Origin of the sequence: Pseudomonas sp. JAI120, from assembly GCF_014207255.1 — a bacterium.
Lineage (GTDB): Bacteria > Pseudomonadota > Gammaproteobacteria > Pseudomonadales > Pseudomonadaceae > Aquipseudomonas.
Window position 1 is genome coordinate 557,314 of record NZ_JACHCZ010000002.1, and the last position, 23,340, is coordinate 580,653.

Sequence of the window (23,340 nt, forward strand, 5' to 3'; positions counted from 1 at the left end):
CCTAAGCGTAGAAACAATCTCGTCACGTGTGGGATTTTTTTAGAGTATTCACTTAAAAAATCACTTCGGTAACAAATACCTACAACCTCATCCCACAGCATCAGGCAAAAAAAACCCACCGATTCAAGGTGGGTTTCGATGGAGCCGATGCTGGATCAATCCCTCAAGTCAGACTCATGAATCGGCTGGTCCCGATGGGTCGCCCGTTGGTACTGAGCCGGCCAAATGGCCTTGCGCCCGCCCAGATCATCATCGGCGTGCAACGGCCAGTAAGGATCACGCAGCAGTTCACGGGCCAGGAAGATGATGTCGGCCTGGCAGGTACGCAGGATGTGCTCTGCCTGGGCCGGTTCGGTGATCATGCCGACGGTGCCGGTGGCGATGCCCGACTCCTTGCGCACGCGCTCGGCAAAGCGCGTCTGGTAGCCAGGGCCGGTGGGGATTTCGGCGTTGGCGGCAGTGCCACCGGAGGACACGTCGATCAGGTCGACGCCCAGGTCTTTGAGACGGCGCGCCAGTTCCACGGTTTCATCGGGGTTCCAGCCATCTTCCACCCAATCGGTGGCCGACACCCGCACGAACAGCGGCAGCTCCTGGGGCCAGACTTCGCGCACGGCTTCGGTCACTTGCAGCACCAGGCGGATACGGTTCTCAAAGGAGCCGCCGTATTGGTCCTGACGCTGGTTGCTGATGGGCGAGAGGAATTGATGCAGCAGGTAACCATGAGCAGCGTGGATTTCCACCACTTCAAAACCGGCGGTCAGGGCGCGCCTGGCGGCGGCGACAAAGTCGGCGATCACCTGCTGGATCTGCGCCTCATCCAATGGCTTGGGTTGTGTGTGCTGCGGGTCAAAGGCAATCGGCGACGGCCCCACCGGCACCCAGCCACCGTCCTGCGGCTTGACGCTGCCGTGCTTGCCGATCCACGGCCGGTGGGTGCTGGCCTTGCGTCCGGCATGGGCCAGCTGGATGCCCGCCACCGCGCCCTGGGCGGCGATAAAGCGGGTGATGCGTTGCAGGGGGGCGATCTGTTCGTCGTTCCACAGGCCCAGGTCTTCGGCCGTGATACGGCCATCGGCGGTCACGGCAGTGGCCTCGGTGAATATCAACCCGGCGCCGCCAACCGCGCGGCTGCCGAGGTGGACCAGGTGCCAGTCGTTGGCCAGGCCATCGACACTTGAGTACTGACACATTGGCGACACGGCGATGCGGTTGAGCAGGGTCAATTGGCGCAGCGTATAGGGTTCGAGCAGCTGACTCATGGCGCACCTCTTATTGGCTTTTGGGCACTTTTGTAGGAGCGAGCTTGCTCGCGAAGGTCTCATAGGCGCCGCGTTTATCCAGGATTAACGCGTTACCGTAACGTTTTTCGCGGGCAAGCCCGCTCCTACACAACAGTGCTTAGAGCCTAGTCGACAACAGTGGATTGCACAGGGTTCAGAAGCAAAGCGGGAGCCGATTGCCGGCTCCCGTACCGCAGCGCTTACATTTCGACCTGGGTGCCCAGCTCGATCACCCGGTTGACCGGGAGCTTGAAGAACCGCAGGTTGCCGTTGGCGTTCTTGAGCATGAACGCAAACAACGCTTCGCGCCAACGGGCCATACCCTTGATGCGCGAGGCGATGACTGTTTCACGGCTGAGGAAGTAGGTGGTGCGCATCGGACTGAAATCCAGGCCGTCCAAATGGCACAGTTTCAAGGCTTCGGGCACGTCCGGCTCATCGGTAAAGCCGAAGTGCAGGATCACGCGGAAGAACCCTTCGCCGTAGGAGTCCACCTCGAAGCGCCGTGAGGCCGGGACACGCGGGATGTCTTCGTAGACCACCGTCAGCAACACTACCTGTTCATGCAGCACCTGGTTATGCAGCAGGTTGTGCAACAGCGCGTGGGGCACGGCGTCCGGGCGGGCGGTGAGGAACACCGCCGTGCCCTGCACGCGATGCGGCGGCTGCACGCGAATGCTGCTGATGAAGATCGGCAACGGCAGGCCACCTTCGTCGAGGCGGTCCACCAGCAATTGCTTGCCGCGCTTCCAAGTGGTCATCAGTACGAACAGCACAATCCCCGCCAATACCGGGAAGGCGCCGCCCTGGATGATCTTCGGCACGTTGGCCGCGAAGTACAGCCCGTCCACCAACAGGCAGCAGACCAGGACCGGCACGGCCAGAATCGGGGGCCATTTCCACAGCAACAGCATGACTGCCGACACCAGGATAGTGGTCATCAGCATGGTCCCCGTCACCGCCACGCCGTAGGCCGACGCCAGCGCGTTGGAGGACTCGAAACCCAGCACCAGCAGGATCACGCCGACCATCAACGACCAGTTCACCGCACCGATATAGATCTGGCCCTGTTCGGCGCTTGAGGTGTGCTGGATATGCATGCGCGGGATATAACCCAGCTGGATCGCCTGGCGCGTCAACGAGAACGCACCGGAAATCACCGCCTGGGACGCAATCACCGTGGCCAGGGTGGACAACACCACCAGCGGGATCAGCGCCCAACTCGGCGCCAGCAAGTAGAAGGGGTTGCGCGCGGCTTCCGGATCGCCCAGCAGCATGGCGCCCTGGCCGAAATAGTTGAGCACCAGCGCCGGCAACACCAGGATGAACCAGGCGCGGGCGATGGGCTTGCGACCGAAGTGGCCCATGTCGGCATACAGCGCTTCGGCACCGGTCAACGCCAGCACGACCGCACCGAGGATCGCCACGCCGATGCCAGGGTGGGCCTCGAAGAAACGCACGCCCCACATCGGGTTCAGGGCATTGAGCACTTCAGGGTGCAGGGTAATGCCATACACGCCGAGGCCACCCAGCACCAGGAACCAAGTCACCATCACCGGTCCGAACAGCTTGCCGATGCGGTCAGTACCGTGCTTCTGGATCAGGAACAGCGCCACCAGCACCACCAAGGCGATCGGCACCACCCATTTTTCCAGGCCGTCGAACGCCAGTTCCAGGCCTTCAATGGCCGACAGCACGGAAATCGCCGGCGTGATCATGCTGTCACCATAGAACAGCGCCGCACCGCACAGGCCGCACACCACGAGGAAACTGCGCAACTTCTTGCGCTCCCCTGCCGCCCTTCGCGCCAACGCGGTCAGGGCCATGATGCCGCCTTCGCCCTGGTTATCGGCGCGCAGCACAAACAGCATGTACTTGATCGACACCACCCAGATCAACGACCAGAAGATCAGCGCCAGGATCCCCAGCACGCCGTCATGGTTGACCTGCACCCCATAACCACCGTTGAACACCTCTTTGAGGGTATAGAGCGGGCTGGTACCGATATCGCCGTAAACCACCCCGACCGCTGCCACCAGCATGCCGATCGGCTTTGCGTTGGAATGCTCGGCACCTGCTGCCTGACTACTTGCCTGACCCATCAACCACTCCTGCCCTTTGACCTGAGGTCTCTTATAAACAACGCGTCTAAGCTGACCCTAGCATGCGCTGTTTTACTTCTCGTAACAGACGTTTTATTGACCCAAGGGTTTTACCCGTGCGCAACGGCGCGAAGCATAGCGCAGCACTCGTCGCATTTCCCTGCATAAAGCTGGTCAAGTGCGTTGCCCGTCGCTAGAATTGCGCACTTTTTGATCAGAGGCGCAGCAAGCGCCCGTCCGCAGCCCTGTCGTGCCCGACTGGCGGCGTCATTCAATACCGAGGTTAGACATGTCCACCACCATCGCAAAAGCCAACCCCAAGGTTGGCTTTGTTTCCCTGGGTTGCCCGAAGGCTCTCGTCGATTCCGAGCGCATCCTCACGCAACTGCGTATGGAAGGCTATGACGTTGTGTCCACTTACCAGGACGCCGACGTGGTGGTGGTCAACACCTGCGGCTTTATCGACTCGGCCAAGGCAGAGTCCCTGGAAGTGATCGGCGAAGCGATTAAGGAAAACGGCAAGGTCATCGTGACCGGTTGCATGGGTGTGGAAGAAGGCAATATCCGCAACGTGCACCCAAGCGTGCTGGCCGTGACCGGCCCGCAGCAGTACGAGCAGGTGGTCAATGCCGTGCACGACGTGGTGCCGCCGCGCCAGGATCACAACCCGCTGATCGACCTGGTGCCGCCCCAAGGCATCAAGCTGACCCCGCGTCACTATGCGTACCTGAAGATTTCCGAAGGCTGCAACCACAGCTGCAGTTTCTGCATCATCCCGTCGATGCGTGGCAAGCTGGTCAGCCGTCCGGTGGGTGACGTACTCGACGAGGCCCAGCGCCTGGTCAAATCCGGCGTCAAAGAGCTGCTGGTGATCTCCCAGGACACCAGCGCCTACGGCGTCGACGTGAAATACCGCACCGGCTTCTGGAACGGCGCGCCGGTGAAAACCCGCATGACCGAACTCTGCGAAGCCCTCAGCAGCCTGGGCGTGTGGGTGCGCCTGCACTACGTCTACCCGTACCCGCACGTGGACGAGCTGATCCCATTGATGGCCGCCGGCAAGATCCTGCCGTACCTGGACATCCCGTTCCAGCACGCCAGCCCGAAAGTGCTCAAGGCCATGAAACGCCCGGCCTTCGAAGACAAGACCCTGGCGCGCATCAAGAACTGGCGCGAGATCTGCCCCGAGCTGATCATCCGTTCGACCTTCATCGTCGGCTTCCCCGGCGAAACCGAAGAAGACTTCCAGTACCTGCTGGACTGGCTGACCGAAGCGCAACTGGACCGCGTGGGTTGCTTCCAGTACTCGCCCGTGGAAGGTGCGCCGGCCAACCTGCTGGACCTGGCCGTGGTCCCGGATGACGTCAAGCAGGACCGTTGGGAGCGCTTCATGGCGCACCAACAGGCAATCAGCTCGGCGCGCCTGCAACTGCGTATCGGCAAGGAAATCGAAGTACTGATCGACGAAGTGGACGAGCAAGGCGCAGTCGGCCGTTGCTTCTTCGATGCACCGGAAATCGACGGTAATGTGTTTATCGACGATGCCAGCGGCTTGAAGCCGGGTGACAAGGTCTGGTGCACCGTGACCGACGCTGATGAGTACGATCTGTGGGCTGAAAAGCGCGACTGATCAAAAAAACTTGAAAAGCCCTGCCTCTGGACAAGATGCGGGGCTTTTTTAGGTCTATTGTTTTGCCCATCGGCACCCATCATGGCAAGGGGCAGCGGGCATGCGCCAGCATTCGGTTATCCACACACCTAAAACCGGCGACTACGCAGAATTGACGCGCATCTGGGAGGCCTCGGTGCGGGCCACCCATGATTTTTTACCGGACAGCTACATCGAGTTGCTGAAAAACCTGGTGCTGACCCGCTACCTGGATTCGGTGATGCTGATCTGCACCCGTGACCCGCGCCAACGCATCACCGGGTTTGCCGGGGTGGCGTGCGGTAAGGTGGAGATGCTGTTTATCGACCCGCAATACCGCGGGCAGGGCCTCGGCCGGCAGTTGCTGCGTTATGCAATCGAAAGCATGAACGCCGACGAACTGGACGTTAACGAGCAGAATCCCCAGGCCTTGGGGTTCTATTTCAAGCAGGGTTTCGAAGTGATCGGGCGCACCGAGCATGATGGCTTGGGGCAGCCTTATCCATTGCTGCACCTGCGGCTGCGCCAGCAACAACAAAAGGCCCGTCAGGGCTAAATGAAATGGGGCCGGGATTAACCGCGCCCACACAGGTACAATAGCCGCCCCCTTTTGTTACGGCCCTTGTCATGACTGACCCCATACGCCTCTCCAAACGCCTTATCGAACTGGTCGGTTGCTCCCGTCGGGAGGCTGAGCTGTTTATCGAAGGCGGCTGGGTCTCGGTGGACGGTGAAGTGATCGACGAACCGCAATTCAAGATCACCACCCAGAAGGTCGAACTGGACCCAGAGGCCAAGGCCACCGCGCCAGAGCCGGTGACCATCCTGTTCCACGCCCCGGTCGGTGTAGATGCAGAGACGGCAATGGCCTCGATCAGCGCCGAAACCCTGTCCGAAGAACACCGCTTCAGCAAGCGTCCGCTCAAGGGCCACTTCCTGCGCCTGACCGCCAGCGCCGACCTGCAAGCCAAGGCCAGCGGCCTGTTGGTGTTTACCCAGGACTGGAAGATTCTGCGCAAGTTGACCGCCGATGCCGCCAAGATCGAGCAGGAATACGTGGTGGAGGTTGAAGGCGACATGGTTGCCCACGGCCTCAACCGCCTGAACCACGGCCTGACCTACAAAGGCAAAGAGCTGCCAGCCGTGAAAGCCAGCTGGCAGAACGAAAATCGCCTGCGCTTTGCGATGAAGAACCCGCAACCGGGCGTGATCGCCCTGTTCTGCGAAGCCGTTGGCCTGAAAGTCGTTGCCATCCGCCGCATTCGCATCGGCGGCGTGTCCATCGGCAAAGTGCCAGTCGGCCAATGGCGTTACCTGTCCGGCAAAGAGAAGTTCTAAGCCGCCTCCCCTTTCCAGGCACCGCCCCACCCGGCGGCGCCCACCGTTGAAAACCAGGATTGCCCACCATGATTCACAACGACGTACTGCGCAGCGTGCGCTACATGCTCGACATCAGCGACAACAAGATGGTCGAGCTGATCAAGCTCGGCGGCATGGAAGTGACCAAGGAAGACCTGCTGACTTACCTCAAGAAAGATGAGGAAGAAGGTTTTGTGTTCTGCCCGGATGACGTCATGGCCCACTTCCTTGATGGCCTGGTGATTTTCAAACGCGGCAAGGACGAAAGCCGTCCGCCGCAGCCGATCGAAACCCCGGTAACCAACAACATCATCCTCAAGAAGCTGCGCGTGGCCTTCGAACTGAAGGAAGACGACATGCACGCCATCCTCAAGGCTGCCGAATTCCCGGTGTCCAAGCCTGAACTGAGCGCACTGTTCCGCAAGTTCGGCCACACCAACTACCGCACCTGTGGCGACCAGTTGCTGCGCAACTTCCTCAAGGGCCTGACGCTGCGGGTTCGTGCGTAAGCCATGAGTTACCAGGTCTCGCCCGTCGGTTTCGTACGTTCCTGCTTCAAGGAAAAGTTCGCCATCCCGCGCCAACCGCAACTGGCGCCTGCCGCGCGGGGCGTGCTGGAGTTGGTGGCGCCGTTCGACCAGGGTGAGGCGGTACAGGGCCTGGAACAGGTCAGCCACGTGTGGCTGTTGTTCCTGTTCCACCAGGCCCTGGAAGATAAACCTCGTCTGAAAGTGCGCCCGCCACGCCTGGGCGGCAACACGTCCATGGGCGTGTTTGCGACCCGCGCGACTCATCGGCCCAACGGGATTGGCCAGTCAGTGGTCAAGCTGGACAAAGTGGAGCCGGGGCGGCTGTGGATTTCCGGGATCGATTTGCTCGATGGCACACCGGTGTTGGATATCAAGCCGTATGTGCCCTACGCCGACATCATCGACACGGCCACCAACAACATCGCCAGTGGAGCGCCGCAGTTGATTCCCGTGCAGTGGCTGAAGACGGCTCTGCAGCAGGCACAAGGCCACGCTCAGCGCCTTGGAGAGCCATTGGTGGAGTTGATCGATCAGTGTCTGGCACAGGATCCACGGCCGGCGTACCAGACGCCTGGGCCTGAGCGCGAATACGGGGCGCAGTTCTGGGATGTGGATGTGCGCTGGCACTATCCTGAGGCGGGGATGATTTGTGTGCTGGAAGTGGTTCCGGCGGGATAAACCGGAAACCAAATGTGGGAGAGGGCTTGCTCCCGATGGCGGTGGGTCAGTCGATATACAAGTTGACTGATCCACTGCCATCGGGAGCAAGCCCCCTCCCATATTTTTTACCGCAGTTATTTCTCGACGAACGCGCGTTCGATCAAGTAATCACCCGGCTCACGCATGCGTGGCGAAACCTTCAGGCCGAAGCTGTTCAGCACTTCGCTGGTCTCATCCAACATGCTTGGGCTGCCGCACAACATGGCGCGGTCGTCCTCGGGGTTGATCGGTGGCAGGCCGATGTCGCGAAACAGCTTGCCGCTGCGCATCAGGTCGGTCAGGCGGCCTTCGTTTTCGAAAGGCTCGCGGGTCACGGTCGGGTAGTAGATCAACTTTTCACGCAGGGCCTCGCCGAAGAACTCGTTCTGCGGCAGGTGCTCGGTGATGAATTCGCGATAAGCGACTTCGTTGACGTAACGCACGCCGTGGCACAGGATCACTTTTTCGAAACGCTCGTAGGTTTCCGGGTCCTGGATCACGCTCATGAACGGAGCAAGGCCGGTACCGGTGCTGAGCAGGTACAGGTGTTTACCCGGCTTCAGATCGTCAAGCACCAGGGTGCCTGTCGGTTTCTTGCTGATGATGATCTCGTCGCCTTCCTTCAAGTGCTGCAATTGGGAAGTCAGCGGGCCATCCGGCACCTTGATGCTGAAGAACTCCAGATGCTCTTCCCAGTTCGGGCTGGCAATGGAGTAAGCGCGCATGAGCGGGCGGCCGTTGGGCTGTTGCAGGCCGATCATCACGAACTGACCGTTCTCGAAGCGCAGGCCCGGATCGCGGGTGCACTTGAAGCTGAACAGAGTGTCGTTCCAGTGATGAACACTGAGGACACGCTCGTGGTTCATGTTGCTCATGTACGGGGGACTCCTGGGAATGGGTCTGCGCCAAAGATGAAGTGCGCAATTGCACAGCATTCTAATGGCGGCGACAATATCTGTTAACTGGATTATTAAGATAAGGGTTATCGGTTATATCGATATGCGATTTACTCTCCGTCAACTGCAAGTCTTCGTCGCCGTCGCCCAGCAGGAAAGCGTCTCCCGCGCTGCTGGCCTTCTGGCCTTATCTCAATCCGCCGCCAGCACCTCGATTACCGAGCTGGAGCGCCAATCCAGCTGCCAATTATTCGACCGCGCCGGTAAACGCCTGAGTCTCAACGCTTTGGGCCATCAGCTGTTGCCTCAAGCGGTGGCGCTGTTGGACCAGGCCAAGGAGATCGAAGACCTGCTCAACGGTAAGTCCGGCTTCGGCTCCCTGGCGGTCGGCGCTACCCTGACCATTGGCAATTACCTGGCCACCCTGCTGATCGGCAGCTTCATGCAGCAGCACCCGGAAAGCCAAGTGAAGCTGCATGTGCAGAACACTGCCAATATCGTGCACCAGGTTGCGCACTACGAAATTGATCTGGGTCTAATCGAAGGCGACTGCAGCCACCCCGATATAGAGGTGCAAACTTGGGTGGAAGATGAGCTGGTGGTGTTTTGCGCGCCTCAGCACCACCTGGCCAAGCGCGGCGTGGCCACCATGGAAGAGTTGACCCATGAGGCATGGATCCTGCGGGAGCAAGGCTCCGGCACCCGTCTGACCTTTGACCAAGCCATGCGTCATCACCGCAGTGCGCTGAATATCCGCCTGGAGCTGGAGCATACCGAGGCGATCAAACGGGCGGTGGAATCGGGTTTGGGGATTGGGTGTATTTCCCGGCTGGCGCTGCGCGATGCATTTCGCCGTGGCAGCCTGGTGCCGGTAGAAACCCCGGACCTGGACCTGGCCCGGCAGTTCTACTTCATCTGGCATAAACAGAAATACCAAACCTCAGCGATGCGCGAGTTCCTGGAGCTGTGCCGCGCCTTCACCGCCGGGGTTCAGCGCAGCGACGAGATCGTGCTGCCAAGCATTGCCTGATCGTTAGATCAGAATCACTGCCCACACCAGGGTGATCATGGTCAGTGCCACGAATTGCGCGGCGCTGCCCATGTCCTTGGCGTTTTTCGACAAGGGATGGCGATCAAGAGAAATACGGTCGATCGCCGCTTCTACCGCCGAATTGAGCAATTCAACGATCAAGGCCAACAGGCACACCGCAATCAGCAGCGCCCGCTCAACACGGCTGACGTGCAGGAAAAAACTCAGCGGGATCAGGATGACGTTCAACAGCACCAGTTGACGGAACGCCGCCTCGCCGGTGAAAGCCGCGCGCAGGCCATCCAGGGAATAGCCCCCTGCATTAAAGATACGTTTGAGACCGGTTTGACCCTTGAAAGGCGACATAGACGTAGGCAACTGAACCAAAGAAGTGGGGAAACTAGATCACGCAAAGTCAAAAAAGCGTGAATCGGTAACAACTTAATGCTGCGAAATAGACTCAAGTTGTTGCAAGAGCAGCGCCGCCTGGGTCCGCGTGCGCACCCCCAATTTGCGAAAGATCGCCGTGACGTGAGCCTTGATGGTCGCTTCCGACACACTCAGCTCGTAGGCGATCTGCTTGTTCAGCAAACCTTCGCAGACCATGGTCAGCACTCGAAACTGCTGGGGCGTCAGGCTGGCCAGGCCATCGCGGGCGGCCTTGGCTTCGTCGGACACGTTGATTTGTTCAAACGCTTGGGGCGGCCAGGAAACATCACCGTCCAACACTGCGCGCACGGCCTTCTGAATATCTTCCATCGCGCTGGACTTTGGAATGAAGCCACTGGCGCCAAATTCCTTGGAGCGCACCACTACGTCGGCGTCTTCCTGGGCAGAGACCATCACCACGGGGATCTGAGGGTATTGCCCACGCAGGAGCACCAGCCCCGAGAAACCGTAGGCGCCAGGCATGTTCAGGTCGAGCAGCACCAGGTCCCAATCGGATTTTTCAGTAAGGCGGGCTTCCAGCTCGGCAATGCTGGCCACTTCAACCAGGCGCACGTCGGGGCCAAGACCCAGGGTCACGGCCTGATGCAGCGCACTGCGAAACAGCGGGTGGTCATCGGCTATCAGGATTTCGTATGTGGCCATTGATTAAATGATCCTGTTTTTTATGGCAGCCCTGATGGGTTCAGGGTTCGCCAGTACACCAGGCAACGGCCAGGCAGCCATTGCCACAGGGCAGGTTCAACGTCAAAAGCACCTGAATCGACGTCGAAAATTCACGGTTGCGCCCCAATCGGCGCCCAGCATGCCCAGCGCAGCCTGGGGGGTCAAGCACTACGCCCATGGGCATTTTAGCGAGGTGCGGGTTTACGCTGCCATCATGCAAACGTCGCCTGGCTATCGCGCTTATATATAGGGTGCAAGACGAGTATGGACGCTGTCGGCCGGATCCAGTGGCAACTGGAACTTTGCGGCCAGGTAATGGGTGCTGAATACGTCAAGATAGGCGTCCAGCACTTCGCTTGCCGCGGCGTCATCGGCCAGCTCCAGGCACAGGGCCGCGACTTCGGCGGTGCAGAAATGGTCGTCGCGCTTGGAGCGGCGCAGTTTGTAGCGCGAGAGCTGCTCCGGCGCCAGACTCAATACCGGCAGATGCTCCAGATAAGGGCTCTTGCGGAACATCTTGCGCGCTTCGCTCCAGGTGCCATCCAGCAGGATGAACAGCGGGCGCCTGCCTTCTGCCACCGTCACGGTACTGACGACACGCTCGGCGGCCACGAATTCGCCGGGGAACACGATGTAGGGCTGCCACTGCGGGTCAGCGAGCAGGGTGAGCAAATCCGGGTCGACTTCGGTGCGCGACCAGGCGAAGGCGGTAGTGTCGTCGATAACATCGGCGATCAGCCAGCCAGTGTTGCTGGGCTTCATCGGTTCGACATCGTGCATCAGCAGGCACATGGCAGACCTGGCTGCGACCCGGGGGCGCCAGGCGCACAGGCAATACTCGGGAATGACCCGGCAGCCGGGACAGCGTTCGGCACGGGAGCCTCGATTGACGAAGGGCTTGATCGCGCGTGCCAGTCGCTGGGTACGCAGGCGGGAGACGGCGTGGCTCATCGGATGCGCCGTACAGAGGGGTAGATCGACACGGACAAAACTCGTGAAAGGCTGAAGTGGCCGCAGTTTACCAGCGATACGCCTGGCTGTAGTGGCAAGGCGTCACCTATAATTGCGCGCCACTGAACGCACAGCGCAGTGGCTGGTCTATGCACCAGTAACCGAATCAGGAGAGTTTCATGCTGCGTTCCATGCTGCGTCTTGCCGCCCCATCCATCGCACTTGCGCTGGTACTGCCTGTGGGCGCCCAGGCGGCCTCGCTGCTGGAGGCCCAAATGAACCGGAAGCTGCAAAGCGTCGCTGCTGAAAGTAACAAGGACCTGCCCCGGGAAATCGACGAGAAAACCCTCGAAGTCGCCTACACCGTTGAAGGCATGCAGTTGATCGATCACCTGAGCGTCTTGCCCGACCGTGCCGAACAAATGCGCGCCAACCCCAAGGCTGTGTACTTCCAACTCGGGCAAAGCGTGTGCCTGAACAAAGGTTATCGCGAGCTGATGGCCAAGGGCGCAGTGATGCGCTACGAAATCACCGAGAACAAGACCAACCGTCCTGTGGCATCGGTGAAGTTCGTGGAAGCGGATTGCCCGGCACCGGCTGCCGCCAAGAAGAAAAAGTAATCTTCGCTAGCCCTCGCGCGCTGCTGTCCAGTAGCGCGCACTCCCCCGCGTCAACTCCCTGAACATCGCTGAACTACCTGATGAGCGACCAATAAGCGGTTGCCAGCCAAGGGTTTTTCGGCCCATCATCAAGTCATCCCAATCGCCCGTTCATAACGGCTCCCGTGCTGTTCTGTAACAATTTCTGAGCAAAACAGGGTTGCCCTCCTGCGACTTGCAGTGCAAAGGTTTTTTAAATCACAAGGAACATACAGAGCCCGTTTGTCGCCTGGCAAACATGTGCAATGCCTTGGGCATGCAGCGACACAAGCAGTGTCGTGGCCCCGGACGAATTTCTCGCCGCAGGCCCAGCCTCTGTGAAGAAGGAGAAGTTGAATGCCTTACGAACCGAATGACAGCCTGATCCGGCATTTTGAAGAAAACGGCGCTGACCTTACGCAGCAGGTCGAAGCTCAACTCCAGCAGATCGCCCCCAACAGCCCGAATATCCCCCTGTATCGCGACATGATTCTGACCGTGCTACGGATGGCCCAGGACGACCGCAACCGCTGGAACGCCAAGATCACCTTGCAAGCCATTCGCGAACTGGACCACGCCTTCCGCGTACTCGAACAGTTCAAGGGGCGCCGCAAAGTCACGGTGTTCGGCTCGGCACGCACCCCGGTGGAAAGCCCGCTGTACGCCTTGGCCCGCGAGGTGGGTGCCGCACTGGCACGCTCGGACCTGATGGTGATCACCGGTGGCGGCGGCGGCATCATGGCGGCAGCCCACGAAGGGGCTGGCCTGGAACACAGCCTGGGCTTCAACATTACCCTGCCGTTTGAACAGCATGCCAACCCAACCATCGATGGCACCGAGAACCTGCTGTCCTTCCACTTCTTCTTTACCCGCAAGCTGTTCTTCGTCAAGGAAGCCGATGCGCTGGTGCTGTGCCCGGGTGGTTTCGGCACACTGGATGAAGCCCTGGAAGTATTGACCCTGATCCAGACCGGCAAAAGCCCGCTGGTGCCGGTGGTGTTGCTGGATGCGCCGGGTGGCGGTTTCTGGCAGGGGGCCCTGGACTTTATCCGTAGCCAACTGGAAGCCAATCGCTACATCCTGCCCACTGACCTCAAGCTGGTACGCCTGGTGTACAGCGCTGAAGAGGCAGTGGAAGAGATCAATAGGTTTTATGCCAACTTCCATTCCACGCGCTGGTTGAAACGTGAGTTTGTGGTGCGCATGAATCACCCGCTCAGTGATCGAGCGCTGGCTCATTTGCAGAGTGAATTTTCCAGCCTGCGGTTGAGTGGAGAATTCCAGCAGCTTGCCTATACGGGCGAGGAGCATGATGAGCCGAAGTTCAGCCATTTGACGCGGTTGGTGTTCAACTTCAATGGCCGCGACCAGGGCCGGCTGCGGGAGCTGGTGGATTACATCAACTTGCCGGAGAACTGGGCGCAGGCCCAGGGGAAGACGCAACAGCGGGTAGCGCCGCAGCCGGCGTGAAATCCAGAAACGCAGAATCCAGAAACGAAAAAAGGCCCGCTATTTTCATAGCGGGCCTTTTTTGGGTGTTTCAGGTTTAGATCGAAGGTAAGGCCATTGGGGCTGCTTCGCAGCCCGACGCGGGGCAAGCCCGCTCGCCACAACAAGCCCATTCACCACACTACAAGGCCGTTCATCACACAACAAAGTGTTCAGTCGTCCATATCTCGACCGCTGAGTAAGCGGCTGATCATTTCCATCGAAAAACCGCGATAACTCAAGAAACGCCCCTGCTTCGCACGGTCCCTGGCATCGATGGGGAGATGACCAGAAAATTTGCGACGCCAGGTGTCTTCCAGTTGCGCCTGCCAACTGATACCGCACTCACGCAAGGCAAGGTCGATATCGGCGCGCTGTAAACCGCGCTGGCTCAGCTCTTCGCGAATCCGCGCGGGGCCGTAGCCGGAGCGGGCTCGGTAGGAGACAAAACTTTCGAGGTAACGGGCTTCCGAAAGCAGCCCCTCTTCCGTCAAACGGTCAAGGGCAGTTTCGATCATCTCGGGTTCCGCGCCGCGCTGACGCAGTTTACGCGTCAGCTCGACTCGACCGTGCTCGCGGCGAGCGAGCAGGTCCATTGCGGTGCGCCGAACGGCGACAAGTGTATCCAGTACAACAGTCATCGTTTGCTTCAGATGTCAGTGTCGGCTTCTTCTACTTCTTCAACCGGCTCGCGGTTGGCGGCAGCTTTCACGTCTGGTGCTGGGGTCAGCAGCTTGTCGCGAATCTGCTTCTCAAGCGTGGCAGCGATATCCGGGTTGTCCGCCAGGAACTTGGCCGAGTTGGCCTTGCCCTGACCGATCTTGCTGCCGTTATAGGCATACCAGGCACCGGACTTCTCGACGAAGCCGTGCAGCACGCCCAGATCGATCATCTCGCCGTTCAGGTAGATACCCTTGCCGTAGAGAATCTGGAATTCAGCCTGGCGGAAAGGCGGAGCCACTTTGTTCTTCACGACCTTGACGCGGGTTTCGCTACCCACAACCTCATCACCCTCTTTCACCGCGCCAGTACGGCGGATGTCCAGACGGACCGACGCGTAGAACTTCAGCGCGTTACCACCGGTGGTGGTTTCCGGGCTGCCGAACATCACGCCGATCTTCATACGGATCTGGTTGATGAAGATCACCAGGCAGTTGGCGTTCTTGATGTTACCGGTGATTTTACGCAGCGCCTGGGACATCAGGCGGGCTTGCAGGCCCACGTGCATGTCGCCCATTTCGCCTTCGATTTCTGCCTTGGGTACCAGAGCTGCCACGGAGTCGACCACGATCACGTCGATGGCGTTGGAGCGCACCAGCATGTCGGTGATTTCCAGGGCTTGCTCACCAGTGTCCGGCTGGGACACCAGCAGGTCGTCAACGTTGACGCCCAGCTTGCCGGCGTATTCAGGATCCAGGGCGTGCTCGGCGTCGACGAACGCGCACGTGGCGCCCATTTTTTGCGCTTGGGCAATCACCGACAGGGTCAGGGTAGTTTTACCGGAAGATTCAGGGCCGTAGATTTCAACGATACGGCCTTTTGGCAGGCCGCCAATGCCGAGCGCGATGTCCAGACCCAGAGAGCCAGTGGAAATAGCCGGGATCGCCTGACGGTCGTGATCGCCCATACGCATTACGGCACCCTTGCCGAATTGACGTTCGATCTGACCCAGGGCCGCAGCCAAGGCTTTCTTCTTGTTGTCGTCCATTAAAGTCCTCACGTAATCAATAAGGCCTGACGGCCAACACCTGTATAAGTAGACAGTATTGTTCCACAAAGATCAGAGATCGCCTACCCCTGATTTTCTATTTCTGCTGCAGCTCGTCGCAACAAGCCCTCCAGCGCGGCCTTCACCGTTTGTCGGCGGACCTCATCGCGGTTGCCGGGGAAGTGCGCAAGCTCGGCCGTGACCTCCTCGCCAACACCAAAGGCCAACCATACGGTGCCCACCGGTTTGTCCGCCGAACCACCATCCGGCCCCGCCACACCGCTGACCGCCACGGCAAAGCGCGCCAGGCTTTTCTCCTGGGCGCCGCGCACCATGGCCTCCACCACTTCCTGGCTGACCGCCCCAACCTTTGGAAACAACGTCTCCGGCACATTCAACTGCCGGGTCTTCTGCCGATTGGAATAGGTGACATACCCCGCCTCGAACCAGGCCGAACTTCCCGGGATCCGCGTAATGGCCTCGGCGATACCGCCACCGGTACAGGATTCGGCCGTGGTGACGTGGGCATTGAGCACCTGCAGGCGGCGACCCAGTTCAGCGGCAAGTTGAGTGATTTCCTTCACGACGGTCTCCAGAAGTGGGCGGGGGTTTGCCTACCCTACAGGAGCAAATCGCTCATGCAAGCGACAGACGGGAACAAGAGATTAGCGGGTGACAGCGCGCACATAAGCCTGGCAAGCGCGCAAGGCGATCAGTCCTTGGTCGCCGGCATCGGTGATGCCGATAATTCGTTGAGCATGCGCCGGGTCAAGTCGGGCTCGCGCGGCTGCATGAACCACGCGGACGGCGGTGGCGGCGGTTGGCATTGCACAGCCACTGGCGGGCTCGGCTGCGTCGAGAAGGACTGACAACCGCACATCAGCAGTGGCCAGGCGGTCGCGCAGAGCAGCCTGGTTATGTTGCGCATCGCTTAACTCCCGAGCATGGTGTTGGGCGCTGGCACTGAGCTGTTGCTCCAGGGCCAGCCGTTTGTCCTGCTGTACCTGTTGCTGGCGCAGGGCTGCCTGGGTTTGTTGACTGAGCGCCTGGGCATGGACAGCCGCTTGCCGCTCCAACTGCGCCCCCAATCGCCAAGCCTGTACTTGCCAGGTCACCGCCACTAACAGGCAAACGCCGATCAATCGCCAAGCCCCTAGGAAGCGCATAACACCGCCTTCGCCAGCGCCCACAATCGCAAGCGATCCTCGAGCCCATTCAACCCGCCGTTGATCCGCCGTGTGATGGCGGTGAACTGATCCTTGTCTGCCAGCTCATTCAGGCCATTGCTCTGCCAGAACCAGGCGGCCGACTCAGCCGCCCATTGTGGTTGCTCCAACAACATGGGATATCTCAACAGACGATCATCACCAAACAACGCCTGGCTGCATGCCAGGTAATTGCGCCGACCGGTGATCTGGATCAGCCCCCTGCCCCGGTACAACTGACCATCGCCATCCGCTTCAGAGGTGTTGCCCAGGCGCGCGGCCAGGCTGCCGGTGTCGTATTTGCTCAGGTAGTGATCGCTGCCCAGTTCACGGACGTAACGCAGTTCGCCGGATTCGTGGCCAATCTGGGCGAGGAAGGCGGCGATGCGCTTCGCACGGTTGATCTCGAAACGAACGAAAGCCGCATTCAAGGGCGCTAAAAAAAGGCCCGCTCTAAGGCGGGCATCCGGCATAACGCCAAGCAGTTGGGGGAGTGTTATCACCATTGGTTTTACTCTCGAAAAGTAGCTATCTCGACAACCCACCGGCCGTAATCGAACTGCGGTATCCCGTCGCCGGATCGCCGACATGAACCACCTGCCTTATCGACCATCGCCCCTGCATATAGGACGGCCAGCTCTCATCCAGCACTAACAGCCCTTCCGCGGCCAACAATGGATTGCCCGGGCAATCGATCAGCAACTTTAAATTTTCACGCCCCACACGGCGTAGTTCGCCTTCGGCAACGGCGCGGGCTTCGGCTTCGTTCTGGTAGCGTTGGCGTAAGGTTTTGAACGGGGCGTTCCCCACCTGGACTACGCGCTGCTTGCCGGCTGAGGCATCCCACCAACTGGCGCGGCAGCCTTCGTATTTCGAGCGGGATTTTTCGTCGAGTTTGGCGGTAATGAAGCTCTGTTCACCGGGGCGGTTATCATCCGTCACGGACAGCTTCACTTCCGGCAGTAGCTGGCCGGAGAGCGACTTGACTCGGCCGGCTTCGGCCAACACATAGAGTTCGTTAAACGGTTTGGTCACCGCACTATAGAGTCGGGCAAGGCGCGAAATGAACGCCATGTCGCTTTCGTTGGACTGGTCGATGTGCGCGATCGCAATCCCCTCCAGCGCTGGCGCCACTCGCGGTGAATAGCCGTGACGACTGACCAGTCGGCGAAACAGCGCGCCCAGGGTGGTCGGACCGTAACTGGCGGATCGACGCTGGCGGTAACCCGTTGCATCGACCACGCTGAAGGGCGCTGCGGTGGCTACGATCATCAAGCGCATGGGAAACAGCACCGGGGTCCGTTGGGTGACGACAAACTCGCCCTTCTCCACCAACCCCGATTCCAGGTAACCGACACGCAAGCCGGTCTTGCCGTTCAGAGTGGGCAGGCCGTCCAGCCCCTCGATATTGAGGGTCAGCTCCAGCCGGTCACTCTCAATGCCCGCAGCGTCAGTGTGGCTCCAGCGCATCAGGCGTTGATTGAGCAGCGCCGCGTTGGCGCCATAAAACTCGACGATAGGCGTAAATCCCTGTGCCATGCAGCCTCCTTAATCCCAGGCCAAAACGGGTCGCACAGCACCTGACCGAGCGTGCAATTCCGGCACGATCACCCACACGCCGGCCGGTAGCACCGGGCCATATTCGGCAAGCTCGGGGTTCAGGCGCCAGAGGGTTTCTTCCGCTGCGTCATCGCAACGGCCCAACTCCCGATAAAGCAACAGATTGACCGAATCACCGGCGATACTTCGCACTCTACGCATTGACGAATTCCTCTAACTCCAGCGTCCAGGCCATGACCATAGCGGTGCCGTCATCGATCACATTGCTCTGGGTTTCCACCACCGAATTAATCCGCCACAAGCCCCAGTTACGGCCGATGCCGTCAACCAAAGGCAACGGCGCACGCGTGTTTTGCAGCGCGCGCAACTCGTCCAAGCGCTGCATGCCTACGCCGTACATGGCCGTGCCGCTGAATGTGAGTTTTTCCAGCTTCTGACCGCTCTGCCGCGACTGCGACTTGCTGGCAATAATCGCCAGGTCACTCCAGCCGCCGTCGCTGGCACGGATCAACGAGGAATAGGCAAATCCTCGGGACAAGCCAAAGATAAAGTCGCCGAGCACCATTTGTTGTCGCATCAGTCACCTCCTGGAGGATCGGCCAGTGCCGCGTTGCGTCGGATGCCCAGGCTGTCGGTGAGCATCGGCATGCATTGGAACTGCAGCGCCTGGATCACCTGGTTGACGACCTGCTGGGCATCGGCGGGGTTTACACCGGTGATCTGGATACTCGGGGCGAGGGTGACTTGCACGTTATCCGTGCGCGCCGCGTTGAGTTCCTTGCTCACCGCATTGGGTGCAGGCAGGCGATCACTTGAACTGAACAATTTGTCGCCCAGCCAGGCGCCCGCCTCACTGCCCAGCAAACCGCCAATTGCGCCACCGACAGCGGTGCCAACGCCGGGGAAAACCAGAGTGCCGATAGCGGCGCCTGCGGAGGCACCGGCCCAGGCACCACCGGCGGTGCTGAGGCCTGAGCCGACGGCTTTTACGTCACCATTGCGCACGCCTTGAACCACATTGACTTGAAGAGAAATTTCTCAGCCATAACAGACCACCGAGCAGAACAGTGCCGGTACCGCCAAGCCACGCGAACGTGCCTGGCCCCAGGTCGTTAGGATCCATCGCCACTCCATAGAGAAAGGTGGCCGAAGTACGACCTGTACAAATAAGTTAGCCCCAGCACCACTCCCAGCTTGGAGCAATGGGTGTGGTGGAGCCGAAAACGAAAAGGCCCCTACCAATGCAGAGACCTGAAAAGGTAGATTTGGATCGGGTAGAGCGTACCTTCAGCTGGAAAATCTAAATATTTATCCAAGCACAGGAAGAACAACGTGAAGAGAGGGAAAGTTTTCACAGCGCTAGCTGTTGTTGCTCTTCTCAATATGCAGGGTTGCGAAACCCATGAGGCGCACGCAGTAAAAATGATTCGGTGCGCCTTGGCGGGGAGCGGTGATCCAAATATTGAACATGTTGTGATAGTAAAGTCGCTGAACACTACCGCTCTTTACATGAAAGAAAGCGGCATGAAGAAAAATCGAGAAGAGTTAGTCGTGATGTTTGAGGGCGTAAAAAACGAAATATTGGGTCCTCCTGGCTCATCGGGAAAGGAGCAAGAAGCCCGAGCAAAGAAAATCCTCGATACTAAGTTTTGCACGGATTATCTAAATTCACTGCGGCAGGAGTAGGTTAGCGGTCTTTCCCGACATCAGCCAAAGACAACCCCAGCCTCGACGCCCCAATGCATCGATCTAGCCGTTCCTGTCTCGCGCTACCCTGGAAGTCAGGTGTTAACAGCACGCGCGGGCTGCCGGTGTTTTTCCGTAGCGCTGCACTACCGGCTTATCCGCGTCCAGGCATCCCCTGTGGCGAGCCTGAATCAGAAATGAAAAAGCCCAGCGCGACGGCTGGGCTCTATTACAAGGAGATAGAAGATCATGGAGTCCAGTAAGCAATCTTGCCGCCTGCACCAACAGCTATAAAATTGCCGTTGCCGTAGGCGACGCTCCGGATATCGGTTCCTGCGAAAGTGTTGGCTTGCTGAACCCAGCCGATCCCATCCTCGGAAACGGCTGTCTTGCCGCCGTCGCCGACAGCTACATACTTGCCATTACCGTAAGCAATGTCGCGGATGATGGTTCCACCGAAACTGGTATCTTCAACAGCAGTCCAGGTAAGCCCATCGGATGAATATGCCATCTTGCCATCCGCACCAACGATAAACATTTTCCCGTTGCAAAGCTTCATGGAAAGGATGGTGCTAGTGCCGAAGGTGCTGGTTCTGGTCGCAAATGATTGCGGATTTTCCGTCGCCATTTTCACAGCGCTAAGCAGCTTCCCATTCGATCCCGCAACCAACACAAAACTGCCAATGACGTTGACGCAGTACACAGTCTCGCTAGAGTTGAAGGTCGTAGTGCGCTCCACCTGGCCTGACCAATCGCCATAACGGGAAAAGACTTTACCATTAGACCCAACCAGTATCCAGGTCGTGTCAATGCCGTAAATTGGCTGATAATACACAACGCCTTGCAAGTCTCCGGACGCGCGAACAGTTGCCGTAATGTCTGTCCAAGCCCTTTCAGGGCGTGCTGTGCTGCCGTAGGCCACATTGCCGGATTGAGAAAGGGCTTGAAGCTGTGTCCCAAGACCGTTCCAGTACAGGTCGTTGAGGACCTTTCCGCTATCAGAGGTGACGACGCCCTTAAGCTTGGTCCACGCTGTACCAGTTGCGTCTCCGCTGACAAGCTGAGTGGTTGTGGGAAGACCGTTGCCACCAGCCGCATAGAACTTGCCTTGCGCAAAAACTACGCGCCTAAGCATGCCGGTGTTATCCACCGGTTGTACTTGGGTCCAAATATCTTGCAAGGTTTGAGACGCCGAATTTGCGTTTTCCATTTTAAACTCCGTTACTTAGCTGATTTAAGTTCAGGCCTCTGTATTGGGCGTATGGCGCTCGTGGGCGATTGCTCGAGGCTCGTGGCCTTCACATGATTCAACGTCCCACATCGGGAACATTTGATCTGGAGCTCTGTAAACCCACCCGTGCGGGCGAGAAGTCTTTTGCAGTTACCACATCTGAATTCTTTCAACATCTGCAAGTCCGTTTATTTATTTGCTAGGCTCCCTCCCGCTCGCGCGAGCAGTGAGGGCCTTAGCTGGCTGGCAGGCTACATCTGCGATCTGGCGTCTCCTTAGGGTGTTACAGCACCCTCTGGAGTCGCCCTCTCTTTTTTCGATCCCAACAAAAAGCCCCGAACTTGTCGGGGCTTTTTGCTTTCTTCCGGGCACAAAAAATCCGACACAATGGCCGTTTTTTGTGAATCATCATGATCGGCCTCAAGGGCTCGAGTATCTGCAGTTGCACGCACCGGCGCTGTGGAACGCATAGTCGATCCAACTTGGGTTCACGCGGCCGTCCAAGCAATGCCAGGAGTCGGCGTAGGTTTGCAGCAGTTGCTGCGCGGCCGCTTGGGTCAGCAGTTCACTTTCGTTGTCGAGGCTGACCTTGAGTCTGGCCGCGCTTTGCGGCGCGCGGGTGGCGACGTAATCGACGACAAACGCCTTGAATTCCGCCAGCAGCGGTTCGAATTCATCGACCGCGATAATCGCCGGCTCCGCCAGTTGGTTCTGGCCTGGGATCAGCATGCTCATGTCACGACCTCGAAGGATTGTTGGCGGTTTTTCCAGGTGCCGGCAAAACGCAGCAATAAACCGGCGCCCTGGCGGGTGGCGACGATGACCTGGGGTTGAAAGTCGGCAATGCCGTTCTGGGTGTTATAGAAGGCTTGCGCGGCATGGCTTTGAGCAAGGATCAGCAGGTCGTCGCCGAGGTTCTGGCCGAGCAGTTGCGGGATCATCGAGCCGTACATCGGGCGCTTCTGACGAGTGCCTAAGGGGGTGGTCAGCGCTCGGGTGGCACGCTGTACGAATTGCAGCCAGTCATCGACGGCTGCCCCCGTGTTCCTATCGATTCCGATCATGGCAACTCCTTATGCGCGGCTGATCACGCGCCCCTGGTGATCCACCACCGGGCCGCTCAAATGCACGCCAGCGGCATCCAGCGAGAGGCCGGTGGCGCCGAGTTGCAGGGTGATGCTCTGGGCACTCATGGTCAGGCTGGCAGCGCCGACCTTGATGTCGACCTGTTCGCGAGAACCGCTGAACGTGGTTGGGCCGTTGATCCAGTTGAAAGTGTGGCTGGCGTCGTCGTAGTCGCTTTGGGTGCCATCCTGATGGCGCCGCCGGGTCAGCGAGGCCACGCTGGACACCGGTGGAAACAGACTACTGTTCAGTCCGAACAGTGCCACAGACTGCGTGCCCCCTTCCCCACCGCCGTAGTTGAGCAGCAGGCATTGTTCGCCCACCGATGGAATACGGGTTTCGGTCTGCGCACCGGCACTGGGGTTGAAGAATCGAATCGCCGGGGTAAGCAACTCACCATGGCTGACCTTGCAGGTATTGCTGGCAGCGTCGACCTCCCGGCACACGCCAATGCGGCAGAAACTTTCCGCGCGTCGATACAGGTCTTCGAGCTGGGCCTCCATTTCCGCCAGACGCTCGACAATCGGCCCCAGTTGCATGCGTAACAATGCGTCGAACATGGACTACTCCTGCAGGGGCCGGTATTGATCCGGATCATCGATATCCGAGACTTCCCAAGTGCGGGCAAACAGCGGTGTGCCTGTGGGATCGTCGAGCAACGACGGACCGAGATAGAGGGTTTGGGTGAAGGAAACGGTCCAGGTGTCGTAGTCCGTTTCAGCGCTGGAAAATCCGGAAGGCGCCGCAACGATGGACGTGGGTAAATCGCACTGATCCGGCGGCAGGCCCCAGCGGTTATCCAGGGCCAGGTCCATCAATTGGCTGGCCAGGTCGCACGCGTCAAAGGGTGCCGCGCCGCTGGCGACCGTAGCCTTGAGTGAAACCGACAAAACATGCGCCTTGCGCCCTTCAGGGGAACGAACCCCGGGACCGTTACGCTCCATGCTGATCAGCACGCCGGTGTGATCCCCGGCGCCGGCAAAGTCCTGGTGGTTGCCTACCTGTAATTGTGGGAAGGCACGCGTCAGCGCGTCCTCAATCGCTACAGGCAGTTGGGATGGTTTTTCGATATGTGTCATCAGTTGCGT

Annotated in this window: 28 protein-coding genes and 3 pseudogenes; 9 read left to right on the top strand and 22 right to left on the bottom strand. The window is 59.2% G+C overall.

The annotated features are described in order from the left end of the window. Nucleotides 1–155 precede the first annotated feature (155 nt). Together HDC32_RS14385 and HDC32_RS14390 are read right to left on the bottom strand one after the other, a co-directional pair. Complete coding sequence (locus HDC32_RS14385; RefSeq protein ID WP_131697308.1) at nucleotides 156–1,262, bottom strand: NADH:flavin oxidoreductase/NADH oxidase; 1,107 nt, start codon at nucleotides 1,260–1,262, stop codon at nucleotides 156–158. 221 nt (nucleotides 1,263–1,483) lie between these two features. Continuing rightward, a complete protein-coding gene (locus tag HDC32_RS14390; RefSeq protein WP_027604535.1) occupies nucleotides 1,484–3,385 on the bottom strand; it encodes a potassium transporter Kup in 1,902 nt (633 codons plus the stop codon). 289 nt (nucleotides 3,386–3,674) lie between these two features. On the opposite strand from HDC32_RS14390, the gene rimO reads away from it, so the two are divergent. From rimO to tsaA, 5 genes are all read left to right on the top strand, one after another. Next, nucleotides 3,675–5,015: a 30S ribosomal protein S12 methylthiotransferase RimO gene (rimO, locus tag HDC32_RS14395; RefSeq protein WP_005785474.1), complete on the top strand. Its 1,341-nt coding sequence runs from the start codon at nucleotides 3,675–3,677 to the stop codon at nucleotides 5,013–5,015. A 100-nt stretch (nucleotides 5,016–5,115) separates the two neighbouring features. Then, nucleotides 5,116–5,589, top strand: coding sequence for a GNAT family N-acetyltransferase (locus HDC32_RS14400; RefSeq protein WP_131697342.1), 474 nt, complete (start codon nucleotides 5,116–5,118; stop codon nucleotides 5,587–5,589). 71 nt (nucleotides 5,590–5,660) lie between these two features. After that, nucleotides 5,661–6,371 carry an rRNA pseudouridine synthase gene (locus HDC32_RS14405; protein WP_027604539.1) on the top strand — a complete coding sequence of 237 codons (711 nt, stop codon included), beginning with the start codon at nucleotides 5,661–5,663 and terminating at the stop codon, nucleotides 6,369–6,371. Between the two features lie 68 nt (nucleotides 6,372–6,439). After that, the gene (locus HDC32_RS14410) at nucleotides 6,440–6,901 is read left to right on the top strand and encodes a DUF1456 family protein (protein WP_131697343.1); all 462 of its coding nucleotides are present in this window, start codon (nucleotides 6,440–6,442) and stop codon (nucleotides 6,899–6,901) included. A gap of 3 nt (nucleotides 6,902–6,904) precedes the next feature. Further along, complete coding sequence (tsaA, locus tag HDC32_RS14415; protein WP_131697344.1) at nucleotides 6,905–7,600, top strand: tRNA (N6-threonylcarbamoyladenosine(37)-N6)-methyltransferase TrmO; 696 nt, start codon at nucleotides 6,905–6,907, stop codon at nucleotides 7,598–7,600. 116 nt (nucleotides 7,601–7,716) lie between these two features. Here the strand turns inward: tsaA and fpr are convergent, their stop codons facing one another. After that, complete coding sequence (fpr, locus tag HDC32_RS14420; RefSeq protein ID WP_024073760.1) at nucleotides 7,717–8,496, bottom strand: ferredoxin-NADP reductase; 780 nt, start codon at nucleotides 8,494–8,496, stop codon at nucleotides 7,717–7,719. A gap of 124 nt (nucleotides 8,497–8,620) precedes the next feature. Between fpr and HDC32_RS14425 the strand changes: the two genes are divergently transcribed. Further along, nucleotides 8,621–9,547 carry a LysR family transcriptional regulator gene (locus HDC32_RS14425; protein WP_042944277.1) on the top strand — a complete coding sequence of 309 codons (927 nt, stop codon included), beginning with the start codon at nucleotides 8,621–8,623 and terminating at the stop codon, nucleotides 9,545–9,547. Between the two features lie 3 nt (nucleotides 9,548–9,550). Here the strand turns inward: HDC32_RS14425 and HDC32_RS14430 are convergent, their stop codons facing one another. From HDC32_RS14430 to HDC32_RS14440, 3 genes are all read right to left on the bottom strand, one after another. Then, nucleotides 9,551–9,913 (bottom strand): diacylglycerol kinase, encoded by a 363-nt coding sequence (locus HDC32_RS14430; RefSeq protein WP_065938722.1) that lies wholly within the window; start codon nucleotides 9,911–9,913, stop codon nucleotides 9,551–9,553. 75 nt (nucleotides 9,914–9,988) lie between these two features. Next, nucleotides 9,989–10,639 carry a response regulator transcription factor ErdR gene (gene erdR, locus HDC32_RS14435; RefSeq protein WP_131697345.1) on the bottom strand — a complete coding sequence of 217 codons (651 nt, stop codon included), beginning with the start codon at nucleotides 10,637–10,639 and terminating at the stop codon, nucleotides 9,989–9,991. 261 nt (nucleotides 10,640–10,900) lie between these two features. After that, nucleotides 10,901–11,611 carry a tRNA-uridine aminocarboxypropyltransferase gene (locus tag HDC32_RS14440; RefSeq protein WP_131697346.1) on the bottom strand — a complete coding sequence of 237 codons (711 nt, stop codon included), beginning with the start codon at nucleotides 11,609–11,611 and terminating at the stop codon, nucleotides 10,901–10,903. Between the two features lie 179 nt (nucleotides 11,612–11,790). Here HDC32_RS14440 and HDC32_RS14445 point away from each other — a divergent pair, with 179 nt between their 5' ends. Both HDC32_RS14445 and HDC32_RS14450 read left to right on the top strand, forming a co-directional pair. After that, nucleotides 11,791–12,231, top strand: coding sequence for a PA3611 family quorum-sensing-regulated virulence factor (locus HDC32_RS14445; protein ID WP_065903274.1), 441 nt, complete (start codon nucleotides 11,791–11,793; stop codon nucleotides 12,229–12,231). Nucleotides 12,232–12,606: 375 nt separating this feature from the next. Continuing rightward, complete coding sequence (locus HDC32_RS14450; protein WP_184744495.1) at nucleotides 12,607–13,719, top strand: TIGR00730 family Rossman fold protein; 1,113 nt, start codon at nucleotides 12,607–12,609, stop codon at nucleotides 13,717–13,719. A 191-nt stretch (nucleotides 13,720–13,910) separates the two neighbouring features. On the opposite strand, the gene recX is transcribed toward HDC32_RS14450, so the two are convergent. From recX to HDC32_RS14500, 10 genes and pseudogenes are all read right to left on the bottom strand, one after another. Continuing rightward, nucleotides 13,911–14,378, bottom strand: a complete 468-nt coding sequence (recX, locus tag HDC32_RS14455) for a recombination regulator RecX (RefSeq protein WP_184744497.1) — start codon at nucleotides 14,376–14,378, stop codon at nucleotides 13,911–13,913. 8 nt (nucleotides 14,379–14,386) lie between these two features. After that, the gene (gene recA, locus HDC32_RS14460) at nucleotides 14,387–15,445 is read right to left on the bottom strand and encodes a recombinase RecA (RefSeq protein WP_048720087.1); all 1,059 of its coding nucleotides are present in this window, start codon (nucleotides 15,443–15,445) and stop codon (nucleotides 14,387–14,389) included. Nucleotides 15,446–15,528: 83 nt separating this feature from the next. Next, nucleotides 15,529–16,029 (bottom strand): CinA family protein, encoded by a 501-nt coding sequence (locus tag HDC32_RS14465; protein WP_131697348.1) that lies wholly within the window; start codon nucleotides 16,027–16,029, stop codon nucleotides 15,529–15,531. Between the two features lie 81 nt (nucleotides 16,030–16,110). Further along, nucleotides 16,111–16,611 (bottom strand): lysis system i-spanin subunit Rz, encoded by a 501-nt coding sequence (locus tag HDC32_RS14470; RefSeq protein ID WP_131697349.1) that lies wholly within the window; start codon nucleotides 16,609–16,611, stop codon nucleotides 16,111–16,113. After that, complete coding sequence (locus HDC32_RS14475) at nucleotides 16,599–17,156, bottom strand: glycoside hydrolase family 19 protein (RefSeq protein ID WP_131697350.1); 558 nt, start codon at nucleotides 17,154–17,156, stop codon at nucleotides 16,599–16,601. Before HDC32_RS14475 ends, HDC32_RS14470 begins: the two co-directional genes overlap by 13 nt. A 22-nt stretch (nucleotides 17,157–17,178) precedes the next feature. After that, a complete protein-coding gene (locus tag HDC32_RS14480; protein WP_184744499.1) occupies nucleotides 17,179–18,189 on the bottom strand; it encodes a contractile injection system protein, VgrG/Pvc8 family in 1,011 nt (336 codons plus the stop codon). Nucleotides 18,190–18,198: 9 nt separating this feature from the next. Further along, nucleotides 18,199–18,411: a tail protein X gene (locus HDC32_RS14485; protein ID WP_145335104.1), complete on the bottom strand. Its 213-nt coding sequence runs from the start codon at nucleotides 18,409–18,411 to the stop codon at nucleotides 18,199–18,201. Next, on the bottom strand, nucleotides 18,404–18,787 hold the full coding sequence (locus tag HDC32_RS14490) for a phage tail protein (RefSeq protein WP_131697353.1): 384 nt from the start codon (nucleotides 18,785–18,787) through the stop codon (nucleotides 18,404–18,406). The genes HDC32_RS14485 and HDC32_RS14490 overlap by 8 nt, the downstream gene beginning before the upstream one ends. After that, nucleotides 18,787–19,230: pseudogene (locus HDC32_RS14495) on the bottom strand (phage tail tape measure protein); the annotation flags it as partial. The pseudogene HDC32_RS14495 and the gene HDC32_RS14490, both read right to left, overlap by 1 nt. Next, nucleotides 19,217–19,333 (bottom strand): annotated as a pseudogene (locus HDC32_RS14500) (chemotaxis protein); the annotation flags it as partial. The pseudogenes HDC32_RS14495 and HDC32_RS14500, both read right to left, overlap by 14 nt. Before the next feature lie 209 nt (nucleotides 19,334–19,542). On the opposite strand from HDC32_RS14500, the gene HDC32_RS14505 reads away from it, so the two are divergent. Then, complete coding sequence (locus HDC32_RS14505) at nucleotides 19,543–19,896, top strand: hypothetical protein (protein WP_184744501.1); 354 nt, start codon at nucleotides 19,543–19,545, stop codon at nucleotides 19,894–19,896. 247 nt (nucleotides 19,897–20,143) lie between these two features. On the opposite strand, the gene HDC32_RS14510 is transcribed toward HDC32_RS14505, so the two are convergent. The 6 genes and pseudogenes from HDC32_RS14510 to HDC32_RS14535 form a co-directional block, all read right to left on the bottom strand. Then, nucleotides 20,144–21,106, bottom strand: coding sequence for a hypothetical protein (locus tag HDC32_RS14510; RefSeq protein ID WP_184744503.1), 963 nt, complete (start codon nucleotides 21,104–21,106; stop codon nucleotides 20,144–20,146). An 11-nt stretch (nucleotides 21,107–21,117) separates the two neighbouring features. Continuing rightward, on the bottom strand, nucleotides 21,118–21,303 hold the full coding sequence (locus HDC32_RS14515; RefSeq protein ID WP_184744505.1) for a zinc finger domain-containing protein: 186 nt from the start codon (nucleotides 21,301–21,303) through the stop codon (nucleotides 21,118–21,120). A gap of 373 nt (nucleotides 21,304–21,676) precedes the next feature. Further along, nucleotides 21,677–21,862: pseudogene (locus HDC32_RS14520) on the bottom strand (baseplate J protein); the annotation flags it as partial. After that, entirely contained in the window at nucleotides 21,859–22,191 is a 333-nt protein-coding gene (locus tag HDC32_RS14525) for a phage baseplate protein (protein WP_099601229.1), read from the bottom strand. The pseudogene HDC32_RS14520 and the gene HDC32_RS14525, both read right to left, overlap by 4 nt. A gap of 9 nt (nucleotides 22,192–22,200) precedes the next feature. After that, nucleotides 22,201–22,812 (bottom strand): phage baseplate assembly protein V, encoded by a 612-nt coding sequence (locus tag HDC32_RS14530; protein ID WP_131697364.1) that lies wholly within the window; start codon nucleotides 22,810–22,812, stop codon nucleotides 22,201–22,203. 3 nt (nucleotides 22,813–22,815) lie between these two features. Then, complete coding sequence (locus HDC32_RS14535) at nucleotides 22,816–23,331, bottom strand: hypothetical protein (protein WP_184744507.1); 516 nt, start codon at nucleotides 23,329–23,331, stop codon at nucleotides 22,816–22,818. Nucleotides 23,332–23,340: the final 9 nt, after the last annotated feature.